Source organism: Sinorhizobium garamanticum, from assembly GCF_029892065.1.
Taxonomy (GTDB): domain Bacteria; phylum Pseudomonadota; class Alphaproteobacteria; order Rhizobiales; family Rhizobiaceae; genus Sinorhizobium; species Sinorhizobium garamanticum.
Genome location: NZ_CP120373.1, coordinates 665973 through 685189, shown reverse-complemented (window position 1 = coordinate 685189; position 19217 = coordinate 665973). Strand labels below are relative to the sequence as shown.

Genomic DNA, 19217 nt, shown 5'->3' with positions numbered 1-19217 from the left:
CGGCGCTATAAAGCAACATCCCCCCTTCTAGCGCACCAGCCGGATTGCGCCCGGGTAGTAGATGCCCTTGTCGGCAAGCTGCGTCGTGCAATCCATCTTGAATGTGCTGTTGCCGGTCAGGGTGATTTCCTGGGCGATCAGCCGGATGCACTCGCCGCTCGTTGTGCCATTGCCCGAATATTGCAACTCTGCGGCGTCGGGGAGGTAGACGATACCGGTCAGGGACGACTGGCTGTTGCCGTTGATGATCGCGGTCTCGATGTTTCCATGCTCGGCGACGATCGCGAACCCGGCCCAATCGCCCACGAGTGACGGCGAGATGTCGAACGTCGCAGAGCCGTTGATGCTGATCTCGGCGCCATTCATGAGGAAGAAAGTGACGCCCGCGCCGGTGACGGTGGCCTGGCTGCCGAATTCCAGGCGCCCGCCGTCAATGATGTAGTTGCCGGGCAGGAGATTTACGGCGCGCTTGATGTCCAGGCTTTGATAGGTTCCGGGCTTCAATGTGACGACGTGGTCCTCGTTGTTCGTCTTCGGCGTCTTGCCGGTACCATTGCAATCACCATTGCCGCCGCCGCCGGCGATGAAATCCTGCCCGCAACCGGAAAGATCGACCCAGGGCGATGTTTTCGGCAGTGCCTTGTTCTTGAACGGGTCGGCCACGCGTGACGCGCCTTCCATCGCCTTGTCGCAAGCAAGTTCCACCGATAGCGGCGCACTGTAAATGGCGCCGGCGGCGTAAAGACACTCGGCCTTGAGCTTGCCGGTGCCGCCGACATAGATCGATTGGTCGTCGTTGGAATTCGAGATGACGGTGCATCCGGTCAGATCGACCGCTGCGCTACCGCTGACATCGAATGCCCGGTCGGCCGTGTGATGCAGTGCCAGAATGCAGGCTTCCGCGCTGGCGGCACGCGCAGCGACGGCCTGGCGCCGGATTTGGAGCGGCAGGCGCTCCAGGAACATCGGCTTGTAGTCGAAGCTGAATTCCGCTGCGGCGACGTCTTCGGTGGTGTTGCGCGTGAACGCGACGGACAATGCGCCGCCTTGCGTGGGTGTGTCCGCGAGATTGGCTCCCTCGACGACGTTTTCTTGCGGCAGCGCGTAGTTGCTCCAGAAGAACTTCTCCGCTGCTTCGGAGGCTTCGCTTTCGTCCGCGCTTTCGCCGTAGGCTCGCACGGAACCGAGTGCGGCGGCGTCCAGCGCGGCCTGAATTTTCTCGGCTTCTAGATAGGCACCGACGAAATCGAGCGTCAGGCCGACCGCGGCAATGACGGGGACGATGGCGATTGCGCCAAGGACGGCAAAATTTCCGTCTTTGTCGCGGGCCAGTCGTTTCAGTTGGGCATGGAGCTCTGCACGTCTCATTCGTGGTTCCCCCTCTAAGGCCATATTTCGGAAGGCTAATACATGCCGTTTCAGAAACCGTTAGAGAGCGTCTTTGTGTTTTAGTAAAATTTGATTTTTTGAGATTTTTCAGGTGAGAAGAGCGTATTGGCCGGTCGTCATGCCCTTGGTGCGATGGGCGGAGATATGGATTCTGTGCAGATGCGACGTCATCCATAAAATTCTCGATAATCGGCAGAGTGGTGCTTAACCACGGCCACGAGAATATCGGGCGAAGGCCGCTGGGCGCGCCCCGAGTTTACCAATTCAGAAAGCTCGACTCGTCTTTCCTGTCTCCATCTTTGAGGGGATGGCAATCGGGCAATGGCGATATTGGTAACGGGTGGAGCGGGTTACATCGGCAGCCACATGGTGTGGTCGCTGCTCGATGCGGGCGAGTCTGTCGTGGTGGTTGACCGGTTGTCGACAGGCTTCCGCTGGGCGATCGCGCCGGAAGCAAAGTTCTATTTCGGGGACGTCGGCAACAGGACGCTGCTTGGCAGGATCTTCGCGGAAAACGAGATCGATGCCGTCATCCATTTCGCGGGATCAGCGGTCGTTCCGGAGTCCGTCGCCGACCCGCTTACCTATTACGAAAACAACACGGCGAAGACGCGCACGCTGATCGCCGCGATGATAGCGGCCGGTATTCGCCACTTCGTCTTCTCATCGACCGCGGCGGTTTACGGCACGCAGGATACCGCCGATCCGGTCAAGGAGACGGCCGCGTTGCGTCCCGAGAGCCCCTATGGCCGCTCGAAGCTGATGTCGGAAATCATGCTGCAGGATGCCGCGGCCGCTTACGATTTCCGCTATGTCGTGCTGCGCTATTTCAACGTCGCCGGGGCGGACCCGCTCGGTCGTGCCGGGCAATCGACGGCCGGTGCCACTCACCTCATCAAGGTCGCATGCGAAGCGGCTCGCGGCGTACGCCGCAAGGTCGATGTCTACGGAACCGACTATCCGACTGCCGACGGCACCGGCATTCGGGATTATATCCACGTTGCTGATCTGGTCACGGCACACAAGGACGCGCTCGGCTATCTCAGGAGCGGCGGTGAACCGCTGACGAGCAATTGCGGTTACGGCAAAGGCTTTTCTGTGCTGCAGGTTCTCGACACAGTGCGGCGAGTGTCAGGGCGTGATTTCCGCGTGGACTATGCACCGCGGCGTCCAGGCGACGCTGCGCAGGTCGTCGCGGACTCCTCGCTTGCGCGGCTGAAGCTCGACTGGGTGCCGACCCATGCAAGCCTCGAAGACATCGTCCAGAGCGCCTTCGACTGGGAGGGCTATCTCAGCCGCAAGAACAGCTATGACAAGGCGGTCTGAAGAAGAGGGTCAGGATCACTGTGCCTGGCGCGCCGCCAATTCCCGGAAAGTGTGCCGGCTTTCCGCCTGGACAGCGACGCTACTCGTCAGCCTCGCCGAGCAGCCGGCGTTCGTGCGCGATGGCATGATCGATCAGTTGGGCCCAGATGCCCTCGTAGAAATCGGGATCGAGGCCGAGTTCGCTCGCGTGCCTGCGCGCATTTTCCCGCACTTCGGCCACGCGTGCCGGGATATCGGCTCTCAATTTGAGCGGGCGCTTTATTTCGGCTGCACGATCGATATAACTCCAGCGCTCCGCGAGCAACTTCATCAGGGCGCGGTCGAGCCGATCGATCTCGACACGCACATCCGCCATTGTCGTGCATTCTGCGGGGGTCTTCTGCATCGCTTGTCCAGCTCCTGCGGGGCGGAAGCCGCCCCACTGCATGTCTCCTAAAATCGACCTCGATTTAAGAACAAAAACATGCAGAGATTCAAAGTGCTACAGCGTCCTTTGCGCGTTTGGCAGGACGCGCGGCGCTGAAGGGTTTGTCGCGGCCGAACTGCTAGCAAAGGGAAGCGTGGCTGAGAAGAGGCAAAACGGCCGCAGCGATCGGGCACTGTGGCTTACGGAGTGGTCACCTCGGCAGGCGATCGCAAGGGAGGAGGGTGCGGTCCTGTCTCCACCGGCGTTCGCCTGCCGATGTGTATGCAGACGTTAGGCCCCAAAACTTGAGCGAGCCTTTTTTCGGTTCTAATGAGTTAAAGCGGCATGCAGGCGGAAAACCGCGCACACTTTCCTCATCTCGCTCTATGTGCCCAGCACCAGTTTGATCGCGAGGCCGACGATGCTGACTGCAGCCACCCCTGCAAGCCAGAGCGCGACAAACCAGAGAAGCTTCCGGCCGGTGCCGTCCGCCCGCATCAATGGTAGCCCTCCTCCGGATCGACCTTGCCGCGGAAAACCCAATAGGCGTAGCCAGTATAGGCAAGGATGATCGGTACGAGCACGAGCGCACCAGCAAGCAGGAAGGCAAGGCTTTCCTCCGGCGCAGCCGCTTCCCAGATGGTGAGCGACGGCGGCACCATGTAGGGATAGAAACTGATGCCGATGCCGATGTAGCCGAGGATGAAAAGGCCGAGCGCCGCAATGAACGGCTGCACGTCATGCCGGTCGCGAATGCCTTTGATGAGCAGATACAGGCAACCGAGGACAAGCAGGGGCACGATCACGCTGAAGATTGCCGTCGGCCAGCCGAACCAGCGCTGCAGATAGACCGGATCGAGAAATGGCGTCCAGAGACTGACGACACCCATCGCCCCGATGGTCGCAAAGCAGCATTTGAGCGCAATTGCGCGTGCCCGTTCGGCGAGATCGCCGTGGGTCTTCATGACGAGCCAGGTGGCGCCGAGCAAGGCGTAGCCGACGACGATCGCGATGCCGGTCACGATGGAAAAGGGCGTCAGCCAGTCCCACCAACTGCCGGCATAGGCGCGGTTTTCGACCGGTATGCCCTGGACCAGCGCGCCGAGTGCGATCCCTTGCGCGAAGGCGGCCAGCATCGAGCCGCCGGCAAAGGCCCAGTTCCATAAAAATTCGGCGCGCTTCGTGCGCCAGCGATATTCGAACGCGACGCCCCGGAAGATCAGGCCGATCAGCATTGCGATGATCGGCGCATAGAGCGCCGGCAGGACCGTCGCATAGGCAAGCGGGAAGACGGCCATCAGGCCGCCGCCGCCGAGCACGAGCCAGGTCTCGTTGCCATCCCAGACGGGGGCAACCGAGTTCATCATCACGTCGCGATCGTGCTTCTCGGGGAAGAGCGGGAAAAGGATACCGACGCCGAGGTCGAAGCCGTCGAGAACGACATAGGCCAGAACGGCAAAGGCAATGATGGCGGCCCAGATCAGTGGCAGATCAAAGTCCATGATGTGCTCCATGAGATTTGGCGCTCGCCGGGCCGTGTGCGACGCCGGCCGTACGGATCGGTCCCTCGTCGAGCTCCGGCATGGTATCGCGCGGTAGCCGCGCCATCAGCCGCAGGATGTAGAAGGTTCCCGCGCCAAAGACGAAGAAGTAGACGATGATGAATGCCAGAAGCGAGGCGGAAACGGCAGGAGCTTCGATCGGCGCGATCGAATTGGCCGTCAGCAGGTGGCCGTAGACCGTGTAAGGCTGCCGGCCCACCTCCGTGGTCACCCATCCCGCCAGAACGGCGACGAAGCCGGCGGGACCCATCAGCACGGCGGCGCGGTGGAGCCAGGGATCGCTGGCGAGCGTACCGTGGTAGCGACACCAGAGCGACCACAGCCCGATGCCGAGCATGGCGAAGCCGATGCCGACCATGATACGAAACGACCAGAAGATCACAGCGACCGGCGGATGCAATTCGGCGGGGATCGTGTCCAGTCCGGCAAGCGGCGCATTAAGATCGTGTTTCAGGATGAGGCTCCCCAGTTTCGGCACCTCGATCGCGTAATCGATGCGTTTCTCGGCCGCATTCGGGATGCCGAACAACACCAGCGGAGCGCCGTCGGGATGGCTTTCGAAGTGGCCTTCCATCCCCATCACCTTGGCGGGCTGGTGCTCGAGCGTGTTAAGCCCGTGCTGGTCGCCGGCCAAGATCTGGATCGGCGCGACGATCGCCGCCATCCACATCGCCATCGAGAACATGGTGCGGGACCGGCGTGGTGCCGTCTGGCGCAAGAGGTGCCAGGCGCCGCAGGCGCCGACGACGAACGCCGTCGTCAGATAGGCAGCGAGCACCATGTGGACGAGGCGGTACGGGAAGGACGGGTTGAAGATGATCGCCCACCAGTCTACCGGCGTGAACTGACCGGCTTCGTTTACCGCAAAGCCCGCTGGGGTCTGCATCCAGGAGTTGGCGGACAGGATCCAGGTGGCCGAGATCAGCGTGCCGATCGCCACCATGGCGGTTGCGAAAAAATGCAGTCTTGGACCGACACGGTTCAGGCCGAAGAGCATAACGCCGAGGAAGCCGGCTTCCAGGAAGAAAGCCGTCAGCACCTCGTAGCCCATCAATGGGCCGATGATCGGACCGGCCTTGTCGGCAAACACGCTCCAGTTGGTGCCGAACTGATAGGACATGACGATCCCGGAAACGACGCCCATGCCGAAGGTGACAGCGAAGATCGTCTTCCAGAAGTTGAAGAGCTCCAGGTAGACCTCGTCCTTCTTCCACAGCCAGAGAGCTTCGAGGACGGCGAGGTAGCTGGCAAGCCCGATGGAGAAGGCGGGAAAGATGATGTGGAACGAGACGGTAAAGGCAAACTGCATGCGGGCGAGCATGGTTGCGTCGAAGGATTCAAACACGACGTGATCCTCTTGGGCACTACAGCGCCGTGCGTCGTTTCAGACGCACAAAGGACGCTGTAACACTTTAAATTGCTGCATGTTTTTATCCTTAAATCGGCTGATTTAAGGAAACATGCAGTAGCGGAAAGCCAGGCGCCCGCCTGTCAGCCGGAACCGCCATTTCATCGTGTGATTGAATCTGACGCAAAATTGGCAAAGGTCAATGACAGCCGGATCGCCACGTTGTCACACTGCGGCAATGTTTCGCCTGCGGCATTTTGCGGGTCCGATGCTCTCAGCTTCGCGCGAGATAGGCCTCTGCCAGTTCAGTCCAGAAGGCGGCGCCGATCGGCAGCAAATCGTCGTTGAAGTTGTAACCGGGATGGTGGAGCGGCTTCTCCTCGCCTGTCACTCTTGATCCGAGGAAGAAATACGTGCCCGGCCTCTGCTGCAGCATATAGGCGAAATCCTCGCTGCCCATGAAGGGCCGCGCCAGGTCGACGACCTTGTCGGTGCCGGCGAAGCGGATCGCAAGGTTGCGCACGAAATCGGTTTCGGCCCTGTGGTTGATCGTCGCGTCATAGCTTCGCTGGTAGTCGACGGTGGCGCGCATGCCGAAGCTTGCCGCCTGCGCCTCCGCGACCATGCGGATGCGGCGCTCCAGCTCGTCACGAACGGCGGGGTCGAAGGAGCGAATGCCGACGACGATCTCGGCCCGTTCCGGGATGATGTTGCTCGCGGAGCCGGCGTGAAAGGCGCCGACCGTGACAACGGTCGGGTCCATTGGGTGGATGTTGCGCGACACAATGGACTGCAGTGCCATGACGATGCTGGCGCCGCAGACGATCGGATCGGCGGTCTCCTGCGGTTCGGCCCCGTGACCGCCGCGGCCATGAACGGTGATACGCGCCTCGTCCACGGCCGCCATGATCGGCCCCTCGCGCAGGGCGAACCGGCCGAACGGAAGGTTCGGTTCGTTGTGAAGCGCGAACACCGCGTCGCAGGGGAATTTCTCGAACAGGCCTTCGTCGATCATGATCTTCGCGCCGCCGCAATTCTCCTCGGCCGGCTGGAAGATGAGATGGATCGTGCCGTCGAAATTCCTCCGTTCGGTAAGCGCACGGGCGGCGCCGAGCAACATCGCCGTATGGCCGTCATGGCCGCAGGCATGCATCAGCCCGGGCGTCCTGCTGGCATAGTCGAGGCCGGTCTCCTCGTGAATTGGCAGCGCGTCGATATCGGCGCGGATGCCGATCGAGCGTGAGCCGGTGCCGCACCTCAGCGTGCCGACCACGCCAGTCTTCGCAAGTCCCGTCGTTACCGTGTAGCCAAGCGCATTCAGGTGCCGCGCAATGAAGGCGGAGGTTCGCGTCTCTTCCAGCCCCAGTTCCGGATGGGCGTGCAGGTCACGGCGGATCGCGACGAGTTCCGGCATGGCATTGTCGATGGCGGCAGAGAGCTTCATGTCAGGCACCACGCGTCGGTATGCGGTTTTCGAAATAGCGGAAGGCGACCACCAGAATGCCCGTAAGGCACAGATAGATCAGAGCAAGCAGCAGGAGCGGTTCGTAGGTGAGAAAGGTTTCCTGCCGCACCTTCGAGATGACCGCATAGACATCGACGACGGTGATCGTCGCAACCAGGGGCGTCGACTTGAGCTGCAACACGGTCTCGCCGTTGAGCGTCGGGAGAGCGCGGTGGATCGCACGCGGCAGCCAGATCCGCCGGAACATAATCCAGCGGCTCATGCCATAGGCCCGCGCTGCCTCCAACTCGCCGGCTGGCACGCCGGCAAAGGCGCCGCGCATAACTTCGCCCTCGTAGGCGGCGAAGGAGATGGTGAGCGCCGCGACGCCATAAGGCCAGGCTTCACGCAGATAAGGCCAGAGAAACGAGTGGCGGATCGCCGGAAATTGCGGAAACAGCGAGCCCAGCCCGTAATAGAGCAGCCACAGTTGCAGGAGCAGCGGCGTCCCGCGGATGACCGTACAGAAGATCCGGGCAAGACCCTTCAGGTACCAAGGGCCGGTAACCTGGACGAGGCCCAGCGGCACTGCGAGCAGGAATCCGAGGATCGACGTGCTGAACAGCATCACCATGCTGACAAGGATGCCCCAGCCGAGCCTCGGCAGGTAACGCGGCAGCCAGTCCCAACGCATCAGGAAGGCGACGGCGACGATCAGTGCAGCGGCGAAGAGGATGAGAGCGATACGGTGAGGCTTGAAGAAGTTCTCGCCCTTCGGCAGGTCCTCGGGAGTAATGGCGAGGGCGTGCGTCGTTTCGTTGGTCATCGCTGCTCCACGAAACCGCGCCTGGCATGCCTTTCCAATGCGCCGATGAAGATGTTGGACACGAGCGTCAGCGCAAGATAGAGCGCGCCGGCCGCGCAGAAGAAAAGCAGATAAGCCTTGGTCGCACCGGCCGCCTGACGGGTTACCAGCGTCAGTTCGCTGAAACCGACGACAGCAAGCAGGGCGGTGTCCTTGGTGGCGATCAGCCAGAGATTGGCGAGGCCGGGGATAGCATAGGGCAGCATCGCAGGCAGGGTGACGCGCCGCAGCACCTTTCCGGGCGACATGCCATAGGCGCGCGCCGCCTCGATCTGCCCGGCGGGTACGGCCTTGATCGCGCCGCGCAGCACTTCCGTCGAATAGGCCCCCTGGACAACACCGATGACGAAGATGCCAGCCATCAGGCCGCTGATGTCGAGCGTTCCGAAGCCGGCGGCGCCGAGAAGCTGATTCAAGAGGTCGGTCCCGGCATAGTAGAGGAGGAGGATGAGGACGAGTTCGGGCACGGCCCGAACGATGGTGGTGTAGCATTCGAGAAGATCGCGCGTTACCGGCCCGCCATAGAGCTTGCCGAAGGCGCCGCCGACGCCGAGCAGGAGGCCAAGCGCATAGCCGCCGACCGCGATCTGGATCGAGTGGAGAAAGCCCTGCAGCAATACGCCGCCCCAGCCGGGCGCCGAGAGCGAGAGCAGGCTCCAGTTTATGATGGAATCCGCAGCCATGGCGACTTCATGCTCCTTCTGCATATTCCCCAGCTCGGAACCGAGCTGGAGAAACGCAGCAACTCAAAGTCCGACCGCGCCCTTTGCGCGTCTGATAATACGCGCGGCGCTGTAGGACTGCCGGCCGAGGCGCTTAGCCGCCATAGATGTCGAAGTCGAAATACTTCTTCGAGAAGGTATCGTAAGTGCCGTTTTCGCGGATCGCCTTGATCGCCGCGTTGATCTTGTCCTTGAGCTCGGCTTCGCCCTTGCGCAGGCCGACACCGACGCCGGGGCCGAGGACGGCGAGATCCTGGGCAACATCACCCTTGTAGTCGCAGCATTCCTTGCCCTGGTCGCTCTTCAGGAAGGCATCGAGCGCGATCGCATCCGCCTGGACGGCGTCGACGCGGCCGGCGGCCAGATCCTGGTTTGCCTCGTCCTGTGTCTGGTATTCCTTGACCTCCACGCCGGCCGGAGCGAAGTGGTTGGTCGCATAGGCCTGATGTACGGTCGAAACCTGCACGCCAAGCGTCTTGCCCGAAAGGCCTTCCGGCGTCGGCTTGATGTCCTCGCCCTTAGTGCCGATGATGCCGGTTGGCGTGTTGTAGTACTTGTCGGAGAAATCGATCGTCTTCAGGCGCTCTTCGGTGATCGACATCGAACCGACGATCATGTCGATCTTCTTGGAAGTCAGCGCCGGGATGATGCCGTCCCAAGCGACCGGCGTGATCACGCAGTCGAGTTTCGCCTCGGCGCAGATCGCCTTCATGAACTCGACTTCCCAGCCTTCCCAGTTGCCGTTGGCGTCAGGCGAGGTGAAGGGCGGGTAGGGCTCGGCGGCGAAACCGACCTTGACCGTTTCCGCCTGCGCCGCGACGGCGCCGGTGATCGACAACGCGGCCGCGACGGCCAGGAGTTTCAATGTCTTCTTCATGCTGTTCCCTTTTTTGGTTGTTGAGCATTGCGGAATTCAGTGAATGGAGCTGATGAACTTCTTGAGCCTCTCGGATCTCGGCGCACCGAAGATCGCCTCAGGCGACCCCTGTTCTTCGATGACGCCGTTGTGCAGGAAGACGATGTGATTGGCGACGTCGCGGGCGAACTTCATCTCGTGGGTGACGAGGATCATCGTCCGCTTCTCGCGTGCCAGATCGCCGATGACGGAGAGCACTTCGCCGACGAGCTCCGGATCGAGCGCAGAGGTTGGTTCGTCGAAGAGCATCACCAGCGGCTGGATCGCCAGTGCCCGGGCGATCGCCGCGCGTTGCTGCTGGCCGCCGGAGAGGAAGGCCGGATAGGCGTCGCGCTTCTCGTAAAGCCCGACCCGGCGCAGCAGCGTCTCCGCCGTCTCGATCGCTTCGGCCTTGGATTTGCCGAGCACGTGCACCGGCACTTCGATGACGTTTTGAAGAATGGTCATGTGTTGCCAGAGATTGAAATTCTGGAAGACCATGCCGAGCTGGGTGCGGATTCGCTGCACTTGCTTGCGATCGGCGGGCATCAGTCCGCCATGGCCGTCGGACTTCATGCGGATCTCCTCGCCGTGAACGCTGACACGTCCGGCCGACGGCAATTCCAGCATGTTGATGCAACGAAGAAAGGTGGATTTGCCCGAGCCGCTGCCGCCGATGATCGCGATCACGTCGCCCTGTCGAGCCGTAAGCGACACACCTTTCAGCACTTCCAATGGCCCGAAACGCTTGTGCAGGTCAGTGACCGCGATTGCCTGGGCCGTACCCGTCATCGACGCGCCACTCCCGTGGCTCGAAGAGCTTTCCTTGAAGGCATGAAAACAGTTCCCCTGGTCGTTCTCTCGTGCAGCATCTTCGGCTTGTCACGCTGTTTCATTGGGGGGAATGTTGCACTTGTGCCGATATTATTCAAGCGTATAATAACTTCGTCGCGGTTTTTTTGGCCGCGCTGTTCGAACGAGCATCACCGCAGGAGCAACGCATGGGCACATCCGGTTCGCTGACACTGACGATCTGGTTGCGCCGCGCTGCGCACCGGAGGTTGCAGTGACTCGCCGCACATTTCACCGCGCTCCCGAGGGCGAGCGGCGCCAGGAACTGATCGAGGCGACGCTCGATTGCATCTCGGAATTCGGCCTGAAAGGCGCGACCGTTCGGCAGATCGCGATCCGCGCCGGCGTCACCGCGGGGCTCGTCCGCCACTATTTCGAGTCCAAGGATCAGATGGTCGCGGAGGCCTACCGCGCCGTCATCGCGTCTCTCACCGAGAAGGCCCAGAATGTCGAGGGCGATCCTGCGACGCGGCTGAGAGAGTTTATCGCGGTCAACCTCACCGAGCCGGTTGCTGACAGCCGCAGCGTCTCGCTCTGGGCAGCCTTCATCAGCCAGGTGCGGGTCGATCCGGTCCTCGCCGAGATTCACCGCGAGGGCTATCTCGCCTTCCGCAACACACTGCAGGAACTGCTGAGCGAATTCCTTGCCGCCAAGGGCAAGCCCGCAAGCGAGGAGGAGTGCCGCCGGTATGCAATTGCGATCAACGGCCTGGTGGACGGGCTCTGGGTCGAAGGCTGCCTTGCCGGCGACCTCTTTCGCGATGGCGAACTGGTCAGCATCGCCATGGCCTCGGTCGAGGCCGTGCTCGGCCTGCCGATAGAAAACTAATGCATGTAACGACATGCATAAAAACAAATGACCAAAAGGGAGCAAACATTTGCGCTACGCGGCGATCACCTCACGTCTTGCTGATCTCGGTTCCGGTAAATGGACGCTGCACATCCGCGCGCGCCAACTGAAGGCAGAAGGGGCCGATATCATCGAGCTGACCATCGGTGAGCCGGATCTGCCGCCGGACCGCTCCCTGCTCGACGAATGTCAGCGTGCCATGAATGCCGGGCGGTACCGCTACTCGAACGGGCGCGGCGAACCGGCCGTCGTCGCTGCTCTTGCGGAGAAATACCGGCGGCGCCGGGCCGATGTGACTGCAGAAAACGTCCTGTGCTTTCCGGGCACGCAGACGGCGCTCTTTGCCGTCATGCTGGGCCTCGTCGAGGCTGGCGACGCCGTGCTCGTCGGCGATCCGCTCTATGCCACCTATGAAGGCGTCATCCGTTCCACCGGTGCCCACCATGTCCTGGTTCCGCTGAAACCCGAATTCGGTTTTCACATGCGGGCGAAGGACTTGGAGAAGGCCATCACGCCGGAATGCCGCGTGCTGCTCCTCAACACCCCGCACAATCCGACTGGTGCGGTGCTGACCGCCGCCGAAATCGCGGCCATCGGCGAAGTCGCCCGTCGCCACGACCTCTGGATCGTCTGCGACGAAGTCTATGAGGAGTTGGTCTTCGATGCTGCGTTCGCGTCGCCCTTCGACAATGCCGATCTCGCTGAGCGCACCGTTGTCGTCTCATCGATTTCCAAGTCGCATGCTGCGCCAGGCTTCCGCAGTGGCTGGGCGGTCGGTCCCGTCGAATTCACGAATCGCCTCCTGCCTATCTCCGAGACCATGCTTTTCGGCGTGCAGCCCTTCATCGCCGACATGACGGCTTACGCCCTGACGCACGAGATCGACACGGCGAAAAAGATGCGCGAAGCCTACAAGCGGCGCGCGGGGCGCATCGTTGATGGCCTTGCCGATGCGCCGGGTGTCCTTGTTCTACCGCCGGAAGCGGGCATGTTCACGCTGATCGACGTCTCCGGTACCGGCCTGTCCGGTGCAGCCTTCGCCTGGGCGCTGCTCGAAGAGGAAGGCGTGGCGGTGATGCCGGGCTCTTCCTTCGGCGAGGAAGCGCAAAATTTCCTGCGCGTGAGCCTCACAGTGCCCGATTCCGATATTGACGAAGCATGCCGGCGCATCAGCTCTCTGGCGGAACGCTTGACCGCCCGCAAGGAGCGCCGCGCATGACTGCTGAAATGAAAACCGTAGGCGAGGTGCTTGTCGATCTCCTCGAGGCAAACGGTGTCGAAGTCGTTTTCGGCATTCCAGGCGTCCACACGGTCGAGCTCTATCGTGGTCTTGCCTCATCGAAGATCCGCCATGTCACGCCGAGGCACGAGCAGGGCGCGGGCTTCATGGCCGACGGATATGCCCGCGTCAGCGGCAAGCCTGGTGTCGCGCTGGTGATCACCGGTCCGGGCCTGACCAATACCATCACGGCGATGGCGCAGGCCCGCCAGGACTCGATCCCGATGCTGGTCATTTCCGGCGTCAACCGTCGTGATTCGCTCGGCCACGGACGCGGCCTGCTGCATGAATTGCCCGACCAGCACGGGATGATGAAGACGCTGGCGCTTTATTCCCACACGTTGCTCAACCCCACGGATTTGCCGCTTGTGGTGGACCGGGCCTTTGCAGTCCTGCTTTCCGGCCGGCCTGGGCCGGTGCACATCGAGATTCCGACCGAGGTGATGGCTCTGAGGATCGAGAGCAAGCCGGCCAGACCTGCCGCGGCGACCCGCCCGCGCTCCGACAGTGAAACCCTGCAGAAGGCGGCAATCCTGTGCGCCGACGCTGCGCGTCCGGTGATTCTCTGCGGGGGCGGTGCGCTGACGGCGGAAGCGGAAGTCAGGCAACTCGCCGAGCAGATCGGCGCGCCGGTGGCGACGACCGTCAACGCGCGCGGCATGCTTGCGGGCCATCCCCTGAGGGTCCCGGCGAGCCCGAGCCTGAAGGCGGTACGCGCCCTGCTGCGGGCCGCGGATCTTGTCTTGGCGCTCGGCACGGAGATGGGCCAAACGGACTACGATCTCTATGCCGATGGCGGGTTTCCGGAACTCCGCAATCTCATCCGCACCGACATCGACGCCGCGCAGCTTGCCCGCGGGCCGCAGGCAGCACTTTCCATCCTGTCGGGCGCGAAGATGGCGACGGCGGGCATCCTAGGCTTTCTGCCCGGCCATGTGGCTGCAAGGGACGGTGCAGAACGCGCGGAAGCGGCCCGCAAGGCGGCGCTGAAGGAATTGTCCGCCAAGATGCGTGCGGAAGTGGCCGTCATCGACATGATCTACGGGGCGCTTCCGGATTGCGCGATCGTCGGGGACTCCACGCAGGCCGTTTACGCCGGCAACCTCTATTGCGATGCACCTCGGCAACGGAGTTGGTTCAATTCCGCGACCGGTTACGGGGCGCTCGGTTATGCACCGCCGGCGGCGGTGGGCGCGGCCGTGGCGGATCGCGGCAGGCCTGTCGTCTGCCTCGTCGGCGACGGCGGCTTCCAATTCTCGCTGGCCGAGATCGGCTCGGCCGTCGATGCCGCGACCAGGGTGATCTTCCTCGTCTGGAACAATGACGGCTATCAGGAAATCGAGTCCTACATGGTCGATTCCGGTATCACCCCGGAAGGCGTGAAGCCCTCTGCTCCAGACTTTCTGATGACTGCCGGGGCCTATGGCGTCAGGGCCGAGCGGCTGGCCGATGTCCGCGATCTCCCGCGCGCGCTCACTGAGGCGGCTGCGCGACCCGGGCCTTCGCTGATTGAAATCCATCAAGCAAAGACCGTCGGCGTCACCGCCTGAAAAGGCGAGGAGCCGAGCCGGATTTGACTTTTCCGCCTCGGAATGGTGTTAAGAGCGCCGCACGCTCGAATCCGGCCATGTTCTTTCGCTAGGCTGAAGCAGTCGGGCTGAATTTCGTCTCGCCGGCATCCGGTCGAGAAAAAGGGGTAGTGTCCTCGATGAACCTCTTGGGTGGCAGCAAGAGCATGCAGGCCAGCCGGCTCTTTGCCGTGCTGTGGCTGTTCTGTGCCTCCTTTGCCATGCAGGTCATTGCCGTTGGGCAGAGTGCTTCGAGCCGCGTTGCCGCAGGCGTGCCGACCGGCAACGTCGCCTTGCCGGATACCGGTTCTTCCGACCGTCCAGTGGTGCGGCAGGGTTCCAGGGCCGTTACGTTGCCTGATCTCCGTCTCGTCGGCGAGCGAGCGGATGGAAAATCGACGACCGGAGGCGATCTCCCACCGGTTCTTCTCTTCAACCTCGCCAACTTGCCAACCCTTGAAAACGCTCGACCGCCGTCGTTTCCGCGCGCGGACGTCGCTGCAGGCGCGCCGTTTTTCAGCGAACGCATTCGCGCCCCGCCCCGGGCATAAAGCATCCTTCAGCGTTTGGTGGAGCCGGCGATCTCCGGTTCCGCCTGAGTTTTGATGAAAACCTAGCCCGGACGCCGCTGGTTGAGCGCGCTCAGGCATTCATGGAATTTCCACATGCGTACATCCAAATGGGCGGTCCTCGCCTATGTCGCGATTATTATTTTCGGATGCCTCGCGGCGATGCCGAGCGTTCTGCCGCAGGCGATGAGAGAGCAGTTCACTGCCGTGCTACCCTTCAAGCCGGTCACTCTCGGTCTCGATTTGAGGGGTGGCTCGCACCTCGTTCTCGAGGTCGACGGCGCCGGCCTGCAGAAGGCGCGGCTCAATACGCTTCTCGACGATACCCGCCGGGTTCTCCGTGGCGAACGCGTTTCCGCCTCGTCGGCGCGCATCAGCGGCAACAGCGTGACGGTCAGCATCGCGGACGCGGCCGATCGCGAAAAGGCGCTGCCGAAGCTGCAGGAACTGGCGACTCCGGTCAGCACGATCGGCTTCGGCGCCTCCGCTCCCGAGGTCGAGGTGACGACGAACGGCGACGTGGTGACGCTGGCGATCACCGAGGCCGGCATGGCCGACCGCATGACCAAGGCGGTCGAGCAGAGTCTCGAAATCATCCGCAACCGCGTCGACCAGGTCGGCGTCGCCGAGCCACTGATCCAGCGCATCGGCTCGAACCGCATTCTCGTACAGTTGCCTGGTCTGCAGGATCCGACCCGTCTGCGCGAGCTCCTGGGCTCCACGGCACAGATGAGCTTCCACATGCTCGATCAGAGCGTGGACGTCACGCAGCCGGCACCGCGCGGCGTCGACATCCTTCCCGGCGCCGATGACGGCAACCGCTATCCGGTCGAAAGCCGCGTTGCCATTTCCGGCGAGCGCCTCGACGATGCCAAAGTCGGCTTCGACCAGCGCACCAACCAGCCGGTCGTGGACTTCACCTTCGATTCGCTTGGCGCCCGCCAGTTCGCCGAAATCACGCGTGAAAATGTTGGCCGCCCCTTCGCAATCGTCCTCGACGGCAAGGTGCTGACCGCACCGGTCATCAACGAGCCGATCCTCGGCGGCCGCGGTCAGATCAGCGGCAACTTCACTGCCGAGTCGGCGACCGTCCTTTCGGCGCTGCTGCGCTCTGGCGCTCTGCCGGCGCCGCTCACGATCATCGAAGAGCGTTCGGTCGGCCCGAACCTCGGCAGCGATTCGATCCGCATGGGTCTCTACACCGGTCTTGCCGGCTTCGGTCTCGTCGTGACGCTCATGATCGTGCTCTACGGCGCGTGGGGTATGATCGCCAATGTGGGCCTGGTGCTGCACACGATCATGACGATCGGCGTTCTCGGCCTGATCGGCTCGACGCTCACCTTGCCCGGTATCGCCGGCATCATCCTCGGCATCGGCATGGCCGTCGACGCCAACATCCTCATCAACGCCCGCATCCGCGAAGAGACGGAAGGGGGCGCCGGCGCGATGAAGGCGCTCGACGTCGGCTTCAACAAGGCCTACGCCACGATTCTCGACTCCAACGTCACGACGCTTGCGGGCACGATCCTATTGTTCTGGCTCGGCAGCGGCCCCGTCCGCGGCTTTGCCGTCACCATGATGCTCGGCATCGTCATCTCGATGTTCACGTCGGTCACGGTCGTGCGCCTCTTGATGCGCGAGGTCGTTGTCCGCCGCAAGATGAAGAAGCTGGAGATTCCGTCGCTCTTCGGTCGCGTGCCGCACCTGCCGACCTTCTCCTTCATGAAGCGACGCTTCCAGGCGATCGGCTTTTCGGCCTTCCTGTCGATCAGTTCCGTCGTCCTGTTCTTCACGCCGGGCCTGAATTACGGCATCGATTTCATCGGCGGTATTCAGGTCGAGGCGGTGTCGAAGGACAAGATCGATCTGGCGACGCTACGCCAGAGCCTTGAGGAGCTCAACCTCGGTGAGGTGGCGCTGCAGGACTTCGGCGGCGGCCAATCGGTGCTGATCCGCGTCCAGCGGCAGCCGGGCGGCGAGCAGGAGCAGACGGCGGCGCTGAACCGGATCAAGGAGGCGGTGACGGCGTCCGTTCCCGGCTCGACCCTGGAGCGGACCGAGGTCGTCGGGCCGACGATCAGCGGCGAGTTGCAGCGTTCCGGCTTCCTCGCCGTCGGTCTCGCGATGGTGGCGATCCTGCTCTACATCTGGCTCCGCTTCGAGTGGCACTTCGCCGTCGGCGCGATCGCGGTGCTCTTGCTCGACATCACCAAGACGGTGGGCTTCTTCGCCTTGACCGGCGTGGACTTCAACCTGACGGCAATCGCCGCGCTGCTGACGATGATCGGCTATTCGGTGAACGACAAGGTGGTCGTCTACGACCGCATGCGCGAAAACCTGCGCAAGTATAAGTCGATGCCCTTCTCCGATCTCATCGACATGAGCATCAACCAGGTGATTGCGCGATGCATCTTCACCTCGCTGGCGACGGCCCTTTCGCTGGTGCCGATGGCGATCTGGGGCGGCGAAACGGTGCGCAGCTTCGCCTGGCCGATGATGTTCGGCGTCATCGTCGCCACGACCTCGTCGATCTATATCGGTGGACCGATCCTCCTGTTCCTGAGCCGCTGGTGGAAGGACCGCGAGGCGGCTCGCAGTGCGACGCAGCAGCCGGGAGCGCCGACGGCCTGATCCGATCACAAATGACAAAACCAAAAGGGGCGGCCGACGGCCGCCCCTTTTTCGTCCGAAAGTGCTGTCTTTATAGCATCGTCCCTTGCAGATTGATTCGTCGCTACCTAGATAGCGTGAGAGTTCTCAGCGAGGACGACAAAAATAGAATTGTCGCCATGACGGTTCAAAACGGGAGCGTAGAGAATTATTTTTCTCCTCTTTGTTTTTGGAATTGACTAATTTGGTAGATTATTCTAGTTTGCAGACCGTGACGCGGAAGGAGTCCGCCTCACATTGTTCATGAACCGCCGCGGCGTGCGATGCGCCCGGCCCCAGCCAAAGGAGAGTGACATGTCCGGAATCGTCTCGACCGCCGCTTTCTGCGGCTCGCGTTCCTATTGTCGTGCAACAGTGAAACGTCACCTTCGCGCACTTCGCCGAATGTGACTGTCTGAACTTCCCGAATTCACCTTTTTGCCGAGAATCGAATGATCCGCGCCGCGGGGCGTGGAGGAGCGTTATTACATGAGCAAGCAAGTTATCGAATATGGCGGCGAGGCCGTCGGCGTTGTTGTCCCTGACGAGGACCGGTTGAAGTTCTTGGCCGTGAAGTATCACGTCTGGGACTTGGACGCGCAGCGTTTCCGCTCGGCCGATGAAGCGCGTGCGGCGATCAGCCGTCTGCTCTCCGGCCAGGGCGCCAGAAACCATCAGGTTGGCATTGCGGCGGCGTGATCTACTGCATGTTTCCTTAAATCGTAGTCGATTTAAGGTTGAAAACATGCAGCAACTCAAGGTGATACAGCGTCCTTTGCGCGTCTGATGAGACGCGCGGCGCTGTAGCCTCCGCCGCAATGCGGCAGCAAATCCATCAAATTTGAAGTTCATCCTCCCGAATTGTCCACCAAAATTGTGTATTGGCGGGGCGTTTCTTGTGCTATGCCAAGACAGGATTGTGTTGTTGCCAACGGTCCCGCCGTTTGGGGACCGGGAGGGGAATTTCTGGGAATGCTGACGAAGAAAGGAAAATACGGCCTCAAGGCCCTCGTCGATCTGGCGCGCCTCGAACCTGGCGAGACCGCCTTCATCAATGAAATCGCCCAGCGCAACAACATTCCAAAAAAATTCCTCGATACGATTCTGCTCGAATTGCGCAACGCCGGCATGCTCCGTTCCAAGAAGGGACCAGGTGGCGGCTATTCGCTTTCTCGCCCGGCATCGGAGATTCGCATCGGCCATGTCATACGCACGCTGGACGGTCCCCTCGCACCGATCCGTTGCGCCAGTCGCACGGCCTATGAGGTCTGCGAAGACTGCAGCGACCCCGAGACCTGTCGTGTACGGATATCGATGACGACGGTTCGAGATGCCATCGCCTCCATTCTCGATTCGATGACGCTCGCGGAATTTGCGCGCGACGGTGAGCCGCCGCACGAGATTATCGAGGAAAAACGCGCGGGCTGACGGCCGAAGACTGCCGGTTTCAGTGCAAACAGTCGTAAATAGACTTGGTTTGCCAAGAAAAAGCG

At 62.0% G+C, this 19217-nt stretch carries 17 protein-coding genes; 8 read left to right on the top strand and 9 right to left on the bottom strand.

Features of this window, described 5'->3' with window-relative positions:
- Positions 1-27: 27 nt before the first annotated feature.
- Entirely contained in the window at positions 28-1368 is a 1341-nt protein-coding gene (locus PZN02_RS03315) for a TadE/TadG family type IV pilus assembly protein (RefSeq protein ID WP_280660202.1), read from the bottom strand.
- Between the two features lie 342 nt (positions 1369-1710).
- On the opposite strand from PZN02_RS03315, the gene galE reads away from it, so the two are divergent.
- A complete protein-coding gene (gene galE / locus PZN02_RS03310) occupies positions 1711-2715 on the top strand; it encodes a UDP-glucose 4-epimerase GalE (protein WP_280660201.1) in 1005 nt (334 codons plus the stop codon).
- Positions 2716-2794: 79 nt separating this feature from the next.
- Here galE and PZN02_RS03305 read toward each other — a convergent pair whose 3' ends face one another.
- From PZN02_RS03305 to PZN02_RS03270, 8 genes are all read right to left on the bottom strand, one after another.
- Positions 2795-3100 (bottom strand): chorismate mutase family protein, encoded by a 306-nt coding sequence (locus tag PZN02_RS03305; protein WP_280660200.1) that lies wholly within the window; start codon positions 3098-3100, stop codon positions 2795-2797.
- A 518-nt stretch (positions 3101-3618) separates the two neighbouring features.
- On the bottom strand, positions 3619-4623 hold the full coding sequence (gene cydB, locus PZN02_RS03300; RefSeq protein WP_280660199.1) for a cytochrome d ubiquinol oxidase subunit II: 1005 nt from the start codon (positions 4621-4623) through the stop codon (positions 3619-3621).
- On the bottom strand, positions 4613-6028 hold the full coding sequence (locus PZN02_RS03295) for a cytochrome ubiquinol oxidase subunit I (RefSeq protein WP_280660198.1): 1416 nt from the start codon (positions 6026-6028) through the stop codon (positions 4613-4615). The genes cydB and PZN02_RS03295 overlap by 11 nt, the downstream gene beginning before the upstream one ends.
- 277 nt (positions 6029-6305) lie before the next feature.
- Positions 6306-7475 carry a M20 aminoacylase family protein gene (locus PZN02_RS03290; protein WP_280660197.1) on the bottom strand — a complete coding sequence of 390 codons (1170 nt, stop codon included), beginning with the start codon at positions 7473-7475 and terminating at the stop codon, positions 6306-6308.
- Between the two features lies 1 nt (position 7476).
- Positions 7477-8301: an ABC transporter permease gene (locus PZN02_RS03285; RefSeq protein WP_280660196.1), complete on the bottom strand. Its 825-nt coding sequence runs from the start codon at positions 8299-8301 to the stop codon at positions 7477-7479.
- On the bottom strand, positions 8298-9023 hold the full coding sequence (locus PZN02_RS03280) for an ABC transporter permease (RefSeq protein ID WP_280660195.1): 726 nt from the start codon (positions 9021-9023) through the stop codon (positions 8298-8300). Before PZN02_RS03280 ends, PZN02_RS03285 begins: the two co-directional genes overlap by 4 nt.
- A 133-nt stretch (positions 9024-9156) precedes the next feature.
- The gene (locus PZN02_RS03275; protein WP_280660194.1) at positions 9157-9939 is read right to left on the bottom strand and encodes a transporter substrate-binding domain-containing protein; all 783 of its coding nucleotides are present in this window, start codon (positions 9937-9939) and stop codon (positions 9157-9159) included.
- Positions 9940-9975: 36 nt separating this feature from the next.
- Entirely contained in the window at positions 9976-10749 is a 774-nt protein-coding gene (locus PZN02_RS03270; protein ID WP_280660193.1) for an ABC transporter ATP-binding protein, read from the bottom strand.
- A 274-nt stretch (positions 10750-11023) separates the two neighbouring features.
- Here PZN02_RS03270 and PZN02_RS03265 point away from each other — a divergent pair, with 274 nt between their 5' ends.
- The 7 genes from PZN02_RS03265 to PZN02_RS03235 all read left to right on the top strand — a co-directional run bounded on the left by PZN02_RS03265 (position 11024) and on the right by PZN02_RS03235 (position 19152).
- The gene (locus PZN02_RS03265) at positions 11024-11638 is read left to right on the top strand and encodes a TetR family transcriptional regulator C-terminal domain-containing protein (RefSeq protein ID WP_280660192.1); all 615 of its coding nucleotides are present in this window, start codon (positions 11024-11026) and stop codon (positions 11636-11638) included.
- A 49-nt stretch (positions 11639-11687) separates the two neighbouring features.
- Positions 11688-12878, top strand: coding sequence for a pyridoxal phosphate-dependent aminotransferase (locus PZN02_RS03260; RefSeq protein ID WP_280660191.1), 1191 nt, complete (start codon positions 11688-11690; stop codon positions 12876-12878).
- Positions 12875-14488, top strand: a complete 1614-nt coding sequence (locus PZN02_RS03255; RefSeq protein ID WP_280660190.1) for a 5-guanidino-2-oxopentanoate decarboxylase — start codon at positions 12875-12877, stop codon at positions 14486-14488. The genes PZN02_RS03260 and PZN02_RS03255 overlap by 4 nt, the downstream gene beginning before the upstream one ends.
- A 158-nt stretch (positions 14489-14646) precedes the next feature.
- Positions 14647-15057 carry a hypothetical protein gene (locus PZN02_RS03250; protein WP_280660188.1) on the top strand — a complete coding sequence of 137 codons (411 nt, stop codon included), beginning with the start codon at positions 14647-14649 and terminating at the stop codon, positions 15055-15057.
- A 114-nt stretch (positions 15058-15171) separates the two neighbouring features.
- On the top strand, positions 15172-17706 hold the full coding sequence (secD, locus tag PZN02_RS03245) for a protein translocase subunit SecD (protein ID WP_280660187.1): 2535 nt from the start codon (positions 15172-15174) through the stop codon (positions 17704-17706).
- Between the two features lie 507 nt (positions 17707-18213).
- On the top strand, positions 18214-18423 hold the full coding sequence (locus tag PZN02_RS03240) for a hypothetical protein (RefSeq protein WP_280660186.1): 210 nt from the start codon (positions 18214-18216) through the stop codon (positions 18421-18423).
- 273 nt (positions 18424-18696) lie between these two features.
- Positions 18697-19152 carry an RrF2 family transcriptional regulator gene (locus tag PZN02_RS03235; RefSeq protein ID WP_280660185.1) on the top strand — a complete coding sequence of 152 codons (456 nt, stop codon included), beginning with the start codon at positions 18697-18699 and terminating at the stop codon, positions 19150-19152.
- Positions 19153-19217: the final 65 nt, after the last annotated feature.

Excerpts from the sequence above, each read along its gene's own strand:
- PZN02_RS03315 (WP_280660202.1), bottom strand. The coding sequence starts at position 1,368 with ATGAGACGTGCAGAGCTCCATGCCCAACTGAAACGACTGGCCCGCGAC.
- PZN02_RS03280 (WP_280660195.1), bottom strand. The coding sequence starts at position 9,023 with ATGGCTGCGGATTCCATCATAAACTGGAGCCTGCTCTCGCTCTCGGCG.
- PZN02_RS03290 (WP_280660197.1), bottom strand. The coding sequence starts at position 7,475 with ATGAAGCTCTCTGCCGCCATCGACAATGCCATGCCGGAACTCGTCGCG.
- PZN02_RS03305 (WP_280660200.1), bottom strand. The coding sequence starts at position 3,100 with ATGCAGAAGACCCCCGCAGAATGCACGACAATGGCGGATGTGCGTGTC.
- PZN02_RS03285 (WP_280660196.1), bottom strand. The coding sequence starts at position 8,301 with ATGACCAACGAAACGACGCACGCCCTCGCCATTACTCCCGAGGACCTG.
- PZN02_RS03235 (WP_280660185.1), top strand. The coding sequence starts at position 18,697 with ATGCTGACGAAGAAAGGAAAATACGGCCTCAAGGCCCTCGTCGATCTG.
- PZN02_RS03275 (WP_280660194.1), bottom strand. The coding sequence starts at position 9,939 with ATGAAGAAGACATTGAAACTCCTGGCCGTCGCGGCCGCGTTGTCGATC.
- galE (WP_280660201.1), top strand. The coding sequence starts at position 1,711 with ATGGCGATATTGGTAACGGGTGGAGCGGGTTACATCGGCAGCCACATG.
- secD (WP_280660187.1), top strand. The coding sequence starts at position 15,172 with ATGCGTACATCCAAATGGGCGGTCCTCGCCTATGTCGCGATTATTATT.
- PZN02_RS03250 (WP_280660188.1), top strand. The coding sequence starts at position 14,647 with ATGAACCTCTTGGGTGGCAGCAAGAGCATGCAGGCCAGCCGGCTCTTT.
- PZN02_RS03270 (WP_280660193.1), bottom strand. The coding sequence starts at position 10,749 with ATGACGGGTACGGCCCAGGCAATCGCGGTCACTGACCTGCACAAGCGT.
- PZN02_RS03255 (WP_280660190.1), top strand. The coding sequence starts at position 12,875 with ATGACTGCTGAAATGAAAACCGTAGGCGAGGTGCTTGTCGATCTCCTC.
- cydB (WP_280660199.1), bottom strand. The coding sequence starts at position 4,623 with ATGGACTTTGATCTGCCACTGATCTGGGCCGCCATCATTGCCTTTGCC.
- PZN02_RS03240 (WP_280660186.1), top strand. The coding sequence starts at position 18,214 with ATGAGCAAGCAAGTTATCGAATATGGCGGCGAGGCCGTCGGCGTTGTT.